General features: G+C 42.6%; 8 protein-coding genes and 3 rRNA genes. All 11 read left to right on the plus strand.

Translation table 11 applies throughout. The features are described 5' to 3' along the window. Positions 1–815 precede the first annotated feature (815 nt). The 11 genes from dnaA (at position 816) to rrf (ending at position 16,471) form a co-directional block, all read left to right on the plus strand. A complete protein-coding gene (gene dnaA / locus BPOF4_RS00005) occupies positions 816–2,168 on the plus strand; it encodes a chromosomal replication initiator protein DnaA (RefSeq protein WP_012957018.1) in 1,353 nt (450 codons plus the stop codon). 179 nt (positions 2,169–2,347) lie between these two features. Further along, on the plus strand, positions 2,348–3,490 hold the full coding sequence (gene dnaN / locus BPOF4_RS00010; protein ID WP_012957019.1) for a DNA polymerase III subunit beta: 1,143 nt from the start codon (positions 2,348–2,350) through the stop codon (positions 3,488–3,490). A gap of 253 nt (positions 3,491–3,743) precedes the next feature. Beyond that, entirely contained in the window at positions 3,744–3,959 is a 216-nt protein-coding gene (gene yaaA / locus BPOF4_RS00015; RefSeq protein ID WP_012957020.1) for a S4 domain-containing protein YaaA, read from the plus strand. A gap of 11 nt (positions 3,960–3,970) precedes the next feature. Continuing rightward, positions 3,971–5,086, plus strand: a complete 1,116-nt coding sequence (gene recF, locus BPOF4_RS00020) for a DNA replication/repair protein RecF (protein WP_012957021.1) — start codon at positions 3,971–3,973, stop codon at positions 5,084–5,086. Positions 5,087–5,097: 11 nt separating this feature from the next. Next, positions 5,098–5,373: an extracellular matrix regulator RemB gene (gene remB, locus BPOF4_RS00025; protein WP_012957022.1), complete on the plus strand. Its 276-nt coding sequence runs from the start codon at positions 5,098–5,100 to the stop codon at positions 5,371–5,373. A gap of 58 nt (positions 5,374–5,431) precedes the next feature. Further along, positions 5,432–7,372, plus strand: a complete 1,941-nt coding sequence (gene gyrB / locus BPOF4_RS00030; RefSeq protein ID WP_012957023.1) for a DNA topoisomerase (ATP-hydrolyzing) subunit B — start codon at positions 5,432–5,434, stop codon at positions 7,370–7,372. Between the two features lie 26 nt (positions 7,373–7,398). Beyond that, positions 7,399–9,966: a DNA gyrase subunit A gene (gene gyrA, locus BPOF4_RS00035; RefSeq protein WP_012957024.1), complete on the plus strand. Its 2,568-nt coding sequence runs from the start codon at positions 7,399–7,401 to the stop codon at positions 9,964–9,966. A 183-nt stretch (positions 9,967–10,149) separates the two neighbouring features. Then, positions 10,150–11,259 carry an HD-GYP domain-containing protein gene (locus BPOF4_RS00040; RefSeq protein WP_012957025.1) on the plus strand — a complete coding sequence of 370 codons (1,110 nt, stop codon included), beginning with the start codon at positions 10,150–10,152 and terminating at the stop codon, positions 11,257–11,259. Positions 11,260–11,542: 283 nt separating this feature from the next. Then, positions 11,543–13,094, plus strand: a 16S ribosomal RNA gene (locus BPOF4_RS00045). Positions 13,095–13,336: 242 nt separating this feature from the next. Next, a 23S ribosomal RNA gene (locus BPOF4_RS00050) occupies positions 13,337–16,277 on the plus strand. Positions 16,278–16,355: 78 nt separating this feature from the next. Further along, positions 16,356–16,471: ribosomal RNA gene (gene rrf, locus BPOF4_RS00055) — 5S ribosomal RNA — on the plus strand. Together the 16S, 23S and 5S rRNA genes form the textbook arrangement of a ribosomal RNA operon. The last annotated feature ends 160 nt before the right edge of the window (positions 16,472–16,631 follow it).

Raw genomic sequence — 16,631 nt, forward strand, 5'->3', positions numbered from 1 at the left:
TTATTACACCTCCCTGAGGATACTCTTCTAAAGACATTCTTGTAAATTATAAGAAACATCGGGTGCAGTTGTCAAGGAGAAGTTTTACACTCTCCTTCATTCTCTACTTTAACGGCCCATTAACCGATCGTTGACCACAAGCAGCCGCTCCCATTCTTCTCTCATTTCATTCCAAGATTTATTTCATCATCATTTATTCTACAGAAGCCTTTTTGAAATAGATCCTAATTGAGATCAAACTAATTGAGCTCGATCAAACATCAGCTTCTTTGCTATGTGATTTGGATACGTGCCTTTTTGGAAAAGTGCTCTTTTATTTTTTCACCTCTACAACTATACACGATTCTTCTACACTTAGACAACCTTTCATGTGGATAACTGTTTTTCGACATTTTTCGAACTATCCTCAAGTTTATCGACACCTTATTCACATATCTTGTGTTGTGGACAACTTCTGAACACAAGATCCTGTGCTATGTGGATAAATACAAGAAAGCGTTGCGGTACAACACTTTTTTTGCTATGATTAATATGTTTTCACTCGTGGATAGCTATTTATCCTATTTATTTTGTCCACAACCTGTGGGTAAACTTGTGGACAGGTTTTCACAAGGGCTTAATATCTTTTCCACAGGAATGAGCATTCTGTTAAAAAGTTATTTTCCTACTATATTATATCACCCTCCACATTCAGGGTGTGTATGGATATTTATTCACTTACTTTCACACGTTGTACAAATGTTTTACAACGGCTTTTTCTGATGAAGGAAAACAGATATTATTTATGATTCGGGTTTAAAAGGAGGGTACGTCGGTTGGAGAACATACACGATTTATGGGAACGGGCTTTAGCTGAGATGGAGAAGAAAGTAAGCAAGCCTAGTTATGAAACATGGCTGAAGTCTACAAAAGCAAATGATATTCAAAATGATGTCATCACCATTACAGCACCAAATGAATTTGCACGTGATTGGCTAGAGGAGCACTACGCCGGACTAACCTCCGATACTATAGAGCATCTAACTGGAGCGCGGCTTACACCAAGATTTGTCATCCCTCAAAATGAACTTGAGGATGATTTTTTAATTGAACCGCCAAAAAAGAAAAAGCCGGTTTCAGACAATGGATCCCAAAATAACGGGACAAAAACAATGTTAAATGACAAATATACATTTGATACGTTTGTTATTGGTTCAGGCAACCGCTTCGCGCACGCTGCATCACTTGCAGTAGCTGAAGCACCAGCAAAAGCATACAATCCTCTATTTATTTACGGGGGTGTTGGGTTAGGAAAAACGCACTTAATGCATGCGATTGGCCATTATGTAATGGATCATAATCCAAATGCGAAAGTTGTTTATTTATCATCTGAGAAATTCACAAATGAATTTATTAATTCTATTCGAGATAACAGAGCCGTCAATTTTCGCAATAAATACCGCAATGTAGACGTGCTGCTAATAGATGATATTCAGTTTTTAGCTGGAAAAGAACAAACTCAAGAAGAATTTTTCCATACATTTAATGCCTTGCATGAAGAATCTAAGCAAATCGTCATTTCAAGTGACCGTCCGCCTAAAGAGATTCCAACGCTTGAGGACAGACTGCGTTCAAGATTTGAGTGGGGATTGATTACTGATATTACACCGCCGGATTTAGAGACGCGAATTGCAATCTTAAGGAAAAAAGCAAAAGCTGAAAACCTTGATATTCCTAATGAAGTTATGCTCTATATTGCGAATCAAATTGATACGAATATTAGAGAATTAGAAGGCGCACTTATTCGAGTAGTTGCTTATTCATCTCTTATTAACCAGGATATGAATGCAGATCTTGCAGCTGAGGCACTAAAAGATATCATTCCTAACTCTAAACCAAAAGTGTTAACCATTACGGATATTCAAAAACTTGTGGGAGAGTTTTATCACGTTAAATTAGAAGATTTTAAGGCTAAAAAGAGAACGAAATCCGTAGCTTATCCAAGACAAATTGCTATGTACTTGTCTCGGGAGATGACTGATGCATCTCTTCCTAAGATCGGGAGTGAGTTTGGAGGACGCGATCACACGACTGTCATTCATGCTCATGAAAAAATTTCTAAAATGCTCACAACAGATCAAGAGCTTCAGCAAAAAGTTCAAGAAATTATGGAACAGCTTCGTTCTTAATATATTTAAGTTCTGTGTACATTGTTAATAAACCGTGCAGGCCTATCAACACACTATCCACATGTTGATAGGCTATCTATTTCAGCTTTCTTGCAGGGTTATCCACAAATCCACACCCCCTATTACTATTATTACGATCTTTTTTAAATATAAATTAATTATTAAAGGAGCATTTAATCATGCAATTTACTATTCAACGAGATCGTTTTGTTCATGATGTTCAAAATGTAGCTAAAGCCGTTTCTTCACGTACCACAATTCCGATTTTAACTGGAATTAAAATTGTCGCTGATCACGAAGGAGTTACACTTACTGGAAGTGACTCTGATGTTTCAATTGAAACGTTTATCCCTAAAGAAGATGCAGAAAATGAAATTGTTACAATAGAACAAGAAGGCAGTATTGTTCTTCAAGCGCGTTTCTTTGCAGAAATCGTAAAGAAGCTTCCAGGTGAGACAATTGAATTGATCGTGCAAGATCAGTTTGCAACAACGATTCGTTCAGGTTCCTCTGTATTTAATTTAAACGGACTTGACCCTGAAGAATATCCACGTTTGCCTCAGCTTGAGGAAGATCTATTATTCCGATTGCCTCAAGACATGTTAAAAAATATGATCCGCCAAACAGTGTTCGCCGTGTCCACTCAGGAAACACGTCCAGTGTTGACAGGTGTAAACTTGGAAACGGAAGAAGGGGAATTAATCTGTACTGCTACAGACAGCCACCGTCTAGCGATGCGCAAAGCAACGATTGAGCGAAATGATGAAGAGCTGACTTTTTCAAATGTAGTCATACCTGGAAAATCACTTAATGAACTTAGCAAAATTATTGATGATTCAAATGAATTGATCGATGTCGTCGTTACAGAAAATCAAATTTTGTTTAAGTTTAAAAATCTCTTATTCTTCTCCCGTTTACTTGAAGGGAAATACCCTGTAACGAAAAATATGATTCCAGCTCAATCAAAAACTTCGTTTACGCTAAAAACAAAGCCTTTTCTGCAAACGTTAGAACGTGCGTTGCTTTTATCACGAGAAGGAAAGAATAATGTAATTAACTTAAAGACCTTAGACGAAGGCTTAATAGAGATTACCTCTATTCAGCCAGAAGTAGGTAAAGTAACAGAGAATATTCAAAGTGAGCAGATGCAAGGAGAGGATATGCGTATATCCTTCAACGGTAAAAATATCATTGATGCTCTTAAGGTCATTGACAGTGAAGAAATTAATATTGTGTTCACAGGAGCTATGAGCCCATTTGTCATTAGACCTACAGACCATGATCACTACCTGCATTTATTCTCACCTGTCCGTACGTACTAGTCCATAAGGGCAAGTGTTCTAAAAGTGTTTATTTAAGTAGGACTTGGCTATCTGGCTTGTCTCTAGTACAATAGAGTAAAGACTAACTAAATGACGGAAAACAAAGAAGGCAGCATCTCACCATTGATTTGCTGTCTTAACTTTGATGGATAAAGATCGTCTGTTTCTATACAGAAAACTATATGTACAAAACAAATAGACGTGAGAATAGACGATTTGGTTTAAATCATTTTAGAAAGAGTGAGGATTCTTAATGGAGAAGCTTTCGATTTCAACAGAATATATCACCCTCGGACAAGTGTTAAAAGAAGTTGGTGCGATCGATACGGGTGGAATGGCGAAATGGTATTTAAGTGAGTATGAAGTATATGTTAACGGAGAACTCGAAAATCGCCGCGGAAAAAAACTCTTCAGTGGAGATCGTGTGAAGCTGGCTGATGAGACGTCAATAGAAATCGTACATGAATAAGGAGCAGGCTGATGTTTATTAAGTCACTCCTTATTCGCCAATTCAGAAATTACGAACGGGTTGAACTTGAATTTGATGAAAGAATGAATGTGTTTATCGGTGAGAACGCGCAAGGGAAAACGAATACGATAGAGGCAATCTATGTATTGGCACTTGCTAAGTCACACCGGACCTCAAAAGACAAAGAGTTAATCCGCTGGAATGATGAGTTTGCTAAAGTGCAAGGTCAAGTACAGAGACAATCTGGACCAATTGAGCTTGACTTAGTGATTTCAACTAAAGGGAAAAAAGTTAAATTAAATGGGCTTGAACAGCGGAAGTTAAGTGAATACGTAGGGGCCGTTAATGTCGTCATGTTTGCACCTGAGGATTTAAACTTAGTGAAAGGCAGTCCACAGCTGCGCAGACGGTTTATTGATATGGAACTTGGGCAGATCAGTCCGGTTTATCTTCATCACTTAGGACTCTACCAAAAAGTCTTGCAACAGCGAAATTTTTTGTTAAAGGATTTACAGATTGGCAAAGGCTCTAAGGATATGCTTGATATTCTTACGGATCAATTAATTGAGTTAGCTGTGCAGATTACGAAGCGGCGCTTTGTCTTTTTAGGTCAGCTGCAAAAGTGGGCTGAAGAAATCCATCGCGATATCAGCCGGGCTAAAGAGACGCTTAAAATTATATATAAACCCTCTTGTGATGTATTAGAAGAGATGGATATGCCGAAAATGAAAGAAGTATTCATAGAAACATATGAAAATAAGAAGCAAAGAGAAATTGCTCGGGGCGTAACATTATTTGGTCCCCACAGAGATGATCTTGGTTTTCTAGTAAATGAGCATGATGTTCAGACCTACGGTTCGCAAGGGCAGCAAAGAACAACAGCTCTAAGTGTGAAACTCGCTGAGATTGAATTAATTCATGCGGAAGTAGGAGAGTATCCCATTCTTCTTCTTGATGATGTCCTCTCAGAGTTAGACGATTACAGACAGACTCATTTACTGCATACAATAGGCCAGCGTGTACAGACATTTGTGACGACAACATCAATAACTGGCGTCCATCACGAAGCGCTTGATGGAGCTTCGATATTTAAAGTCGAGCAAGGAACCATTTCAAACGACGCATAAGGCGGTGGGTTATGTTTATTCATTTAGGCGGAGATGTCATTATTCGTTCAAAAGAGATCATTGCCATCCTAGATCGGGATGTAGGTGATATGTCGGTTATAACGAAGGATTACTTAAAGTCAGAAAAAGAGCGGAAAAAGTGTACAGTTATCTCGCAGGATTTCACAAAATCTATTGTTATAACTGATGAAGTTGTATATTTATCTCCTGTATCGTCTCTGACTTTAAATAAAAGAGCCCAGGCTGTCTCAGAACTTGAGCTTCAATTAAGTACAGAAGAAGACTGAGTGAAGAAGAAGACGTATAAAGTTAGGTCTTTTTTAAATAGATGGAAGAACTTTGAGAATGAAGGTGAAAAAAGTGACGAATGAACAACATTCTGAACAGCAATCGTACGATGAGAGTCAAATACAAGTCCTTGAAGGTTTAGAAGCAGTTAGAAAACGTCCTGGGATGTACATAGGTTCGACTAGCGGACGGGGCCTTCACCACTTAGTATGGGAGATCGTTGATAATAGTATTGACGAGGCAATGGCAGGGCATTGTGACACCATTCAAGTAACCATTGAAGAAGATAATAGTATTACAGTAGAGGATAATGGCCGTGGTATTCCAGTTGGGATCCATGAAAAAATGGGGCGTCCGGCAGTAGAAGTAATCATGACGGTGCTGCATGCCGGCGGTAAATTTGGCGGCGGCGGTTATAAAGTGTCAGGCGGTCTTCACGGTGTAGGGGCTTCTGTTGTAAATGCGTTATCTACAAAGCTTGAGGTTGAAGTACACAGAGAAAATCAAGTGTATTACCAAGAATATCACCGAGGAGTTCCTGCTGCAGATCTTGCTGTTATTGGTGAAACAGAAAAGCGTGGGACAATTATTCGCTTTAAACCAGATCCGGAAATTTTTACGGAAACGACTGAATATGAGTATGATATTTTAGCTACTCGTTTACGTGAACTTGCATTTTTAAACAAAGGCTTAACGATTACGATCACTGACAAGCGAGAAGAAAATAAATCGTCTACTTATTTTTATGAAGGTGGTATTGCTTCTTTTGTCGAGCACTTAAATCGTTCAAAAGAAGTTCTTCATGATGAGCCGATTCATATTGAAGCTGAAAAAGACGGCTTAAATGTAGAAGTGGCCGTTCAATACAATGACGGCTATGTGAGCAATATTTATTCCTTTGCAAATAACATTAGTACGCATGAAGGCGGGACACATGAGTCTGGTTTTAAAACAGGATTAACGCGTGTCATTAATGATTATGCTAGAAAACATAATCTCTTTAAAGAAAATGATCCAAACTTAACAGGAGAAGATGTACGTGAAGGGTTAACTGCTATCATCTCTGTTAAAATCCCCGATCCTCAATTTGAAGGGCAGACAAAAACAAAGCTTGGGAACAGTGAAGCGCGTACGGTTACCGATTCCTTGTTCTCAGAAGCATTCTCCCGCTTTATGATCGAGCATCCTCAAGTTGGGAAGAAAATTGTTGAGAAAGGTTTAATGGCTTCTCGTGCTCGTGAAGCGGCTAAGAAAGCACGTGAACTAACGAGACGTAAAAGTGCGCTAGAAGTAAGTTCTTTGCCAGGTAAGTTAGCAGACTGTTCTTCAAAGGATGCAACAATTAGTGAGATTTATATTGTAGAGGGTGACTCTGCCGGCGGTTCAGCTAAGCAGGGCCGTGATCGTCATTTCCAAGCAATCCTTCCGCTAAGAGGAAAGATTATTAATGTGGAGAAAGCTAGACTTGATAAGATCCTCGCAAATAATGAGATCCGAGCGATTATTACGGCGTTGGGCACTGGTATTGGCGATGATTTTGATATTGAAAAAGCTCGTTATCATAAAATTATCATTATGACAGATGCCGATGTCGATGGAGCGCATATTCGAACATTGATTTTAACGTTCTTTTATCGCTACATGAGACCTTTAATTGAAAAAGGTTATATTTATATCGCACAGCCTCCTTTATACAAAGTAACTCAAGGCCGCGATCTTCAATATGCCTATAATGATAAAGAGTTAGATCAAATTATGTCTCAATATACAGAACGTAATAAAGTAGGTATTCAACGTTATAAGGGTCTAGGGGAAATGAATCCGACTCAGCTTTGGGAGACAACGATGGATCCTGAGTATCGTACAGTGTTGCAAGTAACTTTAGAAGATGCAATGAAGGCTGATGAAATCTTTGAGATCTTAATGGGTGACCGTGTGGAACCGAGACGTGATTTCATACATGAAAATGCACAATACGTGAAAAATCTTGATATTTAGGCGGATAGATGGAGGTTTGTTATTAAATGGCTGAACAAGACCAATCAAGAGTAAAAGAAATAAATATTAGCCAGGAAATGAAATCATCGTTTATGGACTATGCGATGAGTGTCATTGTCAGTCGTGCGCTTCCGGATGCGCGCGACGGGCTAAAGCCTGTTCACCGTAGAATTTTATATGCGATGAATGAGCTTGGTATGACGTCTGATAAAGCCTACAAAAAATCAGCCCGTATCGTAGGGGAAGTTATTGGTAAGTATCACCCTCATGGTGACTCTGCCGTGTATGAAACGATGGTACGTATGGCTCAAGATTTTAGTTATCGTTACATGCTTGTTGATGGGCACGGTAACTTTGGATCAATCGATGGAGATGCCGCTGCTGCCATGCGTTATACAGAAGCGAAAATGTCCAAAATCTCTATGGAGCTCCTTAGAGATATAAACAAAGATACCATTGACTATCAGGATAACTATGATGGTTCTGAGCGTGAACCAATTGTAATGCCTGCTAGATTCCCTAACTTATTAGTCAACGGGGCTTCGGGGATTGCTGTTGGTATGGCGACTAATATCCCGCCTCATCAACTAGGAGAAGTAATTGATGCTGTTCTTGCATTATCAAAGAACCCTGATATCAGTATTCCAGAACTAATGGAATATATTCCGGGTCCTGATTTCCCGACAGGAGCAGAAATTTTAGGACGCTCTGGGATCAGAAAAGCGTATCAGACTGGTAGAGGGTCGATTACCTTAAGAGCTCAGACTGAAATTGAAGAGTATAAAGGGAAACCAAGAATCCTTGTATCTGAACTCCCTTATCAAGTGAACAAAGCCAAGCTGATTGAAAAAATTGCTGAGCTTGTTCGCGACAAGAAAATAGACGGCATTACTGATTTACGTGATGAGTCTGACCGTAACGGAATGCGTATTGTTATTGAATTAAGACGTGATGCGAATGCAAATGTCTTACTAAATAATTTATACAAACAAACGGCGCTTCAAACAAGCTTTGGTATCAACCTGCTTGCTTTAGTAGAAGGACAGCCGAAAGTCTTAACTCTCAAAGAATGTTTAGAGCATTATTTGGGACATCAAGTACAAGTCATCCGTCGTCGTACGGCGTTTGAGTTAAGAAAAGCGGAAGCTCGTGCGCATATCCTTGAAGGGCTGCGTATTGCTCTTGATCATCTTGATGAAGTCATCAGCTTAATCCGCAGCTCACAAACTACTGAAATTGCTCGAAATGGTTTAATGGAGCAATTTTCACTAAGCTATGAGCAGGCTCAAGCAATTCTTGATATGCGTCTTCAGCGTTTAACAGGACTAGAGCGCGATAAGATTGAAAACGAGTATAAAGAATTAATTGCAAAAATTGCTGAATTGAAAGCAATCCTTGCAGATGGTGAAAAAGTGTTGGAGATTATTCGCGAAGAACTAATTGAAGTAAAAGAGAAGTTTAATGATGAGCGTCGTACAGTGATTTCTATGAATGAAGATCATCTTGAGGATGAGGATTTAATTCCAAGACAAAATGTTGTCATTACACTTACTCATCATGGCTATATTAAACGGATGCCTATCTCTACTTACCGCAGCCAAAGACGTGGGGGTAAAGGAATTCAGGGGATGGGAACGAATGATGATGACTTTATGCAGCATCTTTTCACAACTAATTCCCACCATACGATTCTCTTCTTTACGAATAAAGGGAAGGTATACCGTCTGAAAGGTTATGAAATTCCAGAGCTAGGTCGAACAGCAAAAGGAATTCCAATCATAAACCTCTTGCAAATTGAACAAGATGAGACGATTAGTACAGTCATTCCTATTGAAGAATTTGATGATAATTCTTATCTATTCTTCTTAACAAAGCACGGAATTGCCAAACGTACACAGTTGTCTTCATTTGCTAATATCCGTCGAGGCGGCTTGTTTGCGATTACCTTGCGTGGTGATGATGAACTTCATGGCGTGCGTTTAACAGATGGTGGACAAGAAGTTATCATTGGTACAAAACACGGGATGGCTATCAGATTCCATGAAACAGACGTCCGTCTAATGGGCCGAACAGCAGGCGGGGTCAAAGGGATTTCCCTGTCAGACGACGATCATGTTGTAGGAATGGATATTTTAGAAGAAAACCATCAAGTACTTATTGTAACCGAAAATGGCTACGGAAAACGAACGCCTATTGAGGAATATCGTGTTCAAAATCGTGGTGGTAAAGGGATTAAGACATGTAATATCACCGAGAAGAATGGTTCACTCGTATCCTTAAAAGTGGTGTCTGATGAACATGATATTATGATTATTACGGCGAGCGGTATTATCATCCGTATGCATGTTGAAGGAATTTCAACGACTGGACGTAATACACAAGGAGTTACTTTAATTCGAGTGAATGAAAAAGAAGAAGTAGCAACTGTAGCTCGTGTTGATATTGAAGATGAAGAAATAGAAGAGATCGATGAAGTCGAAGGGAACGATGATGGAGCTTCAGAAGAGGTTACTTCAGAAGAAACTGCCTCAATAGAAGAGCAAGAAGAATCTTCTATGCCTGAAGCGGAAGAAGATCTTGATAAGGAAGAATAACAACCAAAAACATCCGGGAGTACATCACTCTCGGGTGTTTTTGGTTGTTGAAATATAGATGTGAGATAGGTCTTTTTAATTTTATTTGACGTTTATTGATATATAAGTACCTTAATTTGTTAAATGTCGTATAATATAAGGATAAAAGAACTAGTCCTTATTAATTAGAAGGAGGGAGAGTGTATGAAAGTGTTACCGACGCAGCTAGAGGAAGGGTGTATTTTATCTGAAGCTGTAATGGGACAAACAGATATACCGATTATTCCTAATAAAACCATTTTATCTTCTCAACATATATCCGTGCTTCAAACATTTCTAATCTCTTCGGTTGAAGTTGAATCAACCTTAGCGAATGGTGAAAAGTTTTATCCAATTGAAGCAGTCAAAGATTCACCAGAAGAATCAAATGATCAAATAAAAGATCAATTAAATGTTGAATCAAAAAGAGATATAGAATTCACTAATTATTACCATGACACGGTTAAACGCTATAAAAGGCTTTATTCTGAATGGCAGTCAGGTAAAAGGGTAGAGATTGTGGCAGTGAAAAAATGTTTAATTCCTTTTATTGAATATATGATAGATCACCCGAAGAATTTCTTAAACATGCATCAACTAAGTCAAAAAGATGGGTATATGTATCATCATGCCGTAGCTGTTGCGTGTTTAGCTGCCTTTCTAGCAAAAAAACTTCACTACCCAAAGACAGACTGGATGCAAGCAGGGATCAGCGGGGCGTTAGCTGATATAGGAATGATGAGAATTCCAAATCGAATCTTAACTAAAAAAGGCCCCTTGTCTTCAATAGAATTAAAAGAAGTGCAAAAGCATCCTATATACAGCTATAACATGTTAAGCCAACTAAAAGGAATATCTAAGCCTGTATTATGGTCGGTTCTTCAACATCATGAGCGAATTGATAAGAGCGGTTATCCATTAGGAAGCAATGAAGCTAAAATACATCCTTTAAGTCAAGTAGTGGCAGTCGCAGATGTATTTCACGCTATGACATCTGATCGTATCTATAGTAGGAAGCAATCACCGTATAAAGTGATTGAACATCTGTGTACTGAACAATTTGGTAAGTATGATCATAGAATAGTACAAACATTAAAGAATAGTTATGAGCAGCTCTCTATCGGAATGAAGGTTCGTCTGCAGAATGGTGAGAGGGCAGAGATCGTCTTTTTTCCGAGTCAACATGTAAACAATCCTATGGTGAGAAGATTGGGAACTGATGAAGTGTTCCAATTAAAAAGTGAGCAATTCTATGATATAGAAGAAATGATTTAAGAAGATGAGAGTATTCTCGTCTTTTTCTATTTTATTTTAAAAAAGGGTTGCGTTCATTTTTGAATCTGTGTTATATTATTACTTGTCGCTGAGACACACCACAAGAACAAACGAAAAACAACTTTTAAAAAAGATGTTGACGAAACGTTGATGTGATGGTATATTAGTTAAGTCGCCAACGAGTGACGAACGAAAAAGTTCTTTGAAAACTGAACAAAAGCCAAGCGAAATAGAGATACATGATATCTCGTCAATGAATTATTTTTGAGCTTAATCAAACACTTTTATGGAGAGTTTGATCCTGGCTCAGGACGAACGCTGGCGGCGTGCCTAATACATGCAAGTCGAGCGGACTGATGGGAGCTTGCTCCCTGATGTTAGCGGCGGACGGGTGAGTAACACGTGGGCAACCTGCCTGTAAGACTGGGATAACTCCGGGAAACCGGGGCTAATACCGGATAACCCGTTCCACCTCATGGTGGAGCGGTAAAAGATGGCCTCTGGCTATCACTTACAGATGGGCCCGCGGCGCATTAGCTAGTTGGTAAGGTAACGGCTTACCAAGGCGACGATGCGTAGCCGACCTGAGAGGGTGATCGGCCACACTGGGACTGAGACACGGCCCAGACTCCTACGGGAGGCAGCAGTAGGGAATCTTCCGCAATGGACGAAAGTCTGACGGAGCAACGCCGCGTGAGTGATGAAGGTTTTCGGATCGTAAAGCTCTGTTGTTAGGGAAGAACAAGTGCCGTTTGAATAAGGCGGCACCTTGACGGTACCTAACCAGAAAGCCACGGCTAACTACGTGCCAGCAGCCGCGGTAATACGTAGGTGGCAAGCGTTGTCCGGAATTATTGGGCGTAAAGCGCGCGCAGGCGGTCTCTTAAGTCTGATGTGAAAGCCCACGGCTCAACCGTGGAGGGTCATTGGAAACTGGGAGACTTGAGTACAGAAGAGGAGAGTGGAATTCCACGTGTAGCGGTGAAATGCGTAGATATGTGGAGGAACACCAGTGGCGAAGGCGACTCTCTGGTCTGTAACTGACGCTGAGGCGCGAAAGCGTGGGGAGCAAACAGGATTAGATACCCTGGTAGTCCACGCCGTAAACGATGAGTGCTAGGTGTTAGGGGTTTCGATGCCCTTAGTGCCGAAGTTAACACATTAAGCACTCCGCCTGGGGAGTACGACCGCAAGGTTGAAACTCAAAGGAATTGACGGGGGCCCGCACAAGCAGTGGAGCATGTGGTTTAATTCGAAGCAACGCGAAGAACCTTACCAGGTCTTGACATCCTTTGACCACTCTAGAGATAGAGCTTTCCCCTTCGGGGGACAAAGTGACAGGTGGTGCATGGTTGTCGTCAGCTCGTGTCGTGAGATGTTGGGTTAAGTCCCGCAACGAGCGCAACCCTTGATCTTAGTTGCCAGCATTCAGTTGGGCACTCTAAGGTGACTGCCGGTGACAAACCGGAGGAAGGTGGGGATGACGTCAAATCATCATGCCCCTTATGACCTGGGCTACACACGTGCTACAATGGATGGTACAAAGGGCTGCAAAACCGCGAGGTTGAGCGAATCCCATAAAGCCATTCTCAGTTCGGATTGTAGGCTGCAACTCGCCTACATGAAGCCGGAATTGCTAGTAATCGCGGATCAGCATGCCGCGGTGAATACGTTCCCGGGCCTTGTACACACCGCCCGTCACACCACGAGAGTTTGTAACACCCGAAGTCGGTGAGGTAACCTTTTGGAGCCAGCCGCCTAAGGTGGGACAGATGATTGGGGTGAAGTCGTAACAAGGTAGCCGTATCGGAAGGTGCGGCTGGATCACCTCCTTTCTATGGAGTATTTAACTCTAGTCGATGTATGATCTTACGATCATATACGCTTTGGATCTTTTGTTCAGTTTTGAAGGAACTATCCTTCAATTAGATACTAATTCTCACCAAGTTGAGTAAGAGTTAGTACTTGGTTCTTTGAAAACTAGATAATGAAATGTAAACATATTTGTTCATCGGTATCTTTTAATAGAGAAGATTGAACGAGCATGTCAAGAACTCAACAACCTTTTTTAAATTTTGGTTAAGTTAGAAAGGGCGCACGGTGAATGCCTTGGCACTAGGAGCCGAAGAAGGACGCGACGAACGGCGAAACGCCTCGGGGAGCTGTAAGTGAGCTTTGATCCGAGGATATCCGAATGGGGGAACCCACTATTCGTAATGGAATAGTACCCATACCTGAATACATAGGGTATGAGGAGGCAGACCTGGGGAACTGAAACATCTAAGTACCCAGAGGAAGAGAAAGCAAATGCGATTACCTGAGTAGCGGCGAGCGAAACGGTATCAGCCCAAACCAAGAGGCTTGCCTCTTGGGGTTGTAGGACACTCTATACGGAGTTACAAAGAAATAGGATAGGCGAAGCGATCTGGAAAGGTCCGCGACACAAGGTAACAGCCCTGTAGTCGAAATTCTATTTCCTCCTGAGTGGATCCTGAGTACGGCGGGACACGTGAAACCCCGTCGGAATCCGGGAGGACCATCTCCCAAGGCTAAATACTCCCTAGTGACCGATAGTGAACCAGTACCGTGAGGGAAAGGTGAAAAGCACCCCGGAAGGGGAGTGAAACAGATCCTGAAACCGTGTGCCTACAACTAGTTGGAGCCCGTTAATGGGTGACAGCGTGCCTTTTGTAGAATGAACCGGCGAGTTACGATGTCGTGCAAGGTTAAGCTGATAAGGCGGAGCCGTAGCGAAAGCGAGTCTGAATAGGGCGAATGAGTACGCCGTCGTAGACCCGAAACCGTGTGATCTACCCATGTCCAGGGTGAAGTTCAGGTAACACTGAATGGAGGCCCGAACCCACGCATGTTGAAAAATGCGGGGATGAGGTGTGGGTAGGGGTGAAATGCCAATCGAACTCGGAAATAGCTGGTTCTCCCCGAAATAGCTTTAGGGCTAGCCTCGAGGTTGAGAGTTTTGGAGGTAGAGCACTGATTGGACTAGGGGTCCCCACAGGATTACCGAATTCAGTCAAACTCCGAATGCCAAAAACTTTTACTCGGGAGTCAGACTGCGAGTGCTAAGATCCGTAGTCAAGAGGGAAACAGCCCAGACCATCAGCTAAGGTCCCAAAGTATACGTTAAGTGGAAAAGGATGTGGAGTTGCCCAGACAACCAGGATGTTGGCTTAGAAGCAGCCACCATTTAAAGAGTGCGTAATAGCTCACTGGTCGAGTGACTCTGCGCCGAAAATGTACCGGGGCTAAACGTATCACCGAAGCTATGGATTGACACCTTAGGTGTCAGTGGTAGGGGAGCGTTCTAAGTGCAGCGAAGTCAGATCGTGAGGACTGGTGGAGCGCTTAGAAGTGAGAATGCCGGTATGAGTAGCGAAAAGAGGGGTGAGAATCCCCTCCGTCGAAAGCCCAAGGTTTCCTGAGGAAGGCTCGTCCGCTCAGGGTAAGTCGGGACCTAAGCCGAGGCTGAAAAGCGTAGGCGATGGACAACAGGTTGAAATTCCTGTACCACCTCCCTCACCGTTTGAGTAATGGGGGGACGCAGTAAGGTAGGGTAAGCGCACTGATGGATATGTGCGTCCAAGCAATTAGGCTGAGAAGTAGGCAAATCCGCTTCTCGTGAAGGCTGAGTTGTGATGGCAAGGGAAATGTAGTACCGAAGTTCCTGATCCTCCACTGCCAAGAAAAGCCTCTAGCGAGGTGAGAGGTGCCCGTACCGCAAACCGACACAGGTAGGCGAGAAGAGAATTCTAAGACGCTCGGGAGAACTCTCGTTAAGGAACTCGGCAAAATGACCCCGTAACTTCGGGAGAAGGGGTGCTCTGGTAGGGTGTATGCCCGAGAGAGCCGCAGTGAAAAGATCCAAGCGACTGTTTAGCAAAAACACAGGTCTCTGCGAAGCCGCAAGGCGAAGTATAGGGGCTGACACCTGCCCGGTGCTGGAAGGTTAAGAGGAGGGGTTATCCCTTACGGGAGAAGCTCTGAATTGAAGCCCCAGTAAACGGCGGCCGTAACTATAACGGTCCTAAGGTAGCGAAATTCCTTGTCGGGTAAGTTCCGACCCGCACGAATGGTGTAACGACTTGGATACTGTCTCAACGAGAGACCCGGTGAAATTATAGTACCTGTGAAGATGCAGGTTACCCGCGACAGGACGGAAAGACCCCATGGAGCTTTACTGTAGCTTGATATTGGATGTTGGTACAGTTTGTACAGGATAGGTAGGAGCCTTGGAAGTCGGAGCGCCAGCTTCGATGGAGGCGTCGGTGGGATACTACCCTGACTGTGCTGACATTCTAACCTCGAGCCGTGATCCGGTTCAGGGACAGTGTCAGGTGGGCAGTTTGACTGGGGCGGTCGCCTCCTAAACAGTAACGGAGGCGCCCAAAGGTTCCCTCAGAATGGTTGGAAATCATTCGTAGAGTGCAAAGGCAAAAGGGAGCTTGACTGCGAGACCTACAAGTCGAGCAGGGACGAAAGTCGGGCTTAGTGATCCGGTGGTTCCGCATGGAAGGGCCATCGCTCAACGGATAAAAGCTACCCTGGGGATAACAGGCTTATCTCCCCCAAGAGTCCACATCGACGGGGAGGTTTGGCACCTCGATGTCGGCTCATCGCATCCTGGGGCTGAAGTAGGTCCCAAGGGTTGGGCTGTTCGCCCATTAAAGCGGTACGCGAGCTGGGTTCAGAACGTCGTGAGACAGTTCGGTCCCTATCCGTCGCGGGCGTAGGAAATTTGAGAGGAGCTGTCCTTAGTACGAGAGGACCGGGATGGACACACCGCTGGTGTACCAGTTGTTCCGCCAGGAGCATCGCTGGGTAGCTACGTGTGGACGGGATAAGTGCTGAAAGCATCTAAGCATGAAGCCCCCCTCAAGATGAGATTTCCCATGGAGTTAATCCAGTAAGACCCCTTAGAGATGATGAGGTTGATAGGTCTGGTGTGGAAGCATGGCGACATGTGGAGCTGACAGATACTAATCGGTCGAGGACTTATCCAAATTATTCTTGACATATGTTTACACATTATCTAGTTTTGAGAGAACCATCTCAAACATTCACTGTAAAGTGAATCATAGTCTGGTGGCGATAGCAAAGAGGTCACACCCGTTCCCATGCCGAACACGGTCGTTAAGCTCTTTTGCGCCGATGGTAGTTGGGGGCTTCCCCCTGTGAGAGTAGGACGTTGCCAGGCAGATAAAACACAATCCATTAGGATTGTGTTTTTTAGTATGCATAAAGGGATAAGGGGCGCAATAGAGCTTACCTGGTTCGAAAGAGCAGCGCCACCTTCGAATCTACCTGTATCCTTCATAACATTCATCTTGAACAATCTTCGTGATCCCTCTGTGAGA

Source organism: Alkalihalophilus pseudofirmus OF4, from assembly GCF_000005825.2.
In the GTDB taxonomy this organism is placed as follows: Bacteria; Bacillota; Bacilli; order Bacillales; family Bacillaceae_D; genus Alkalihalophilus; species Alkalihalophilus pseudofirmus.

Coding starts and splice junctions, on each gene's coding strand:
- remB (WP_012957022.1), top strand. CDS start 5,098: ATGTTTATTCATTTAGGCGGAGATGTCATTATTCGTTCAAAAGAGATC.
- dnaN (WP_012957019.1), top strand. CDS start 2,348: ATGCAATTTACTATTCAACGAGATCGTTTTGTTCATGATGTTCAAAAT.
- yaaA (WP_012957020.1), top strand. CDS start 3,744: ATGGAGAAGCTTTCGATTTCAACAGAATATATCACCCTCGGACAAGTG.
- BPOF4_RS00040 (WP_012957025.1), top strand. CDS start 10,150: ATGAAAGTGTTACCGACGCAGCTAGAGGAAGGGTGTATTTTATCTGAA.
- gyrB (WP_012957023.1), top strand. CDS start 5,432: ATGAAGGTGAAAAAAGTGACGAATGAACAACATTCTGAACAGCAATCG.
- recF (WP_012957021.1), top strand. CDS start 3,971: ATGTTTATTAAGTCACTCCTTATTCGCCAATTCAGAAATTACGAACGG.
- gyrA (WP_012957024.1), top strand. CDS start 7,399: ATGGCTGAACAAGACCAATCAAGAGTAAAAGAAATAAATATTAGCCAG.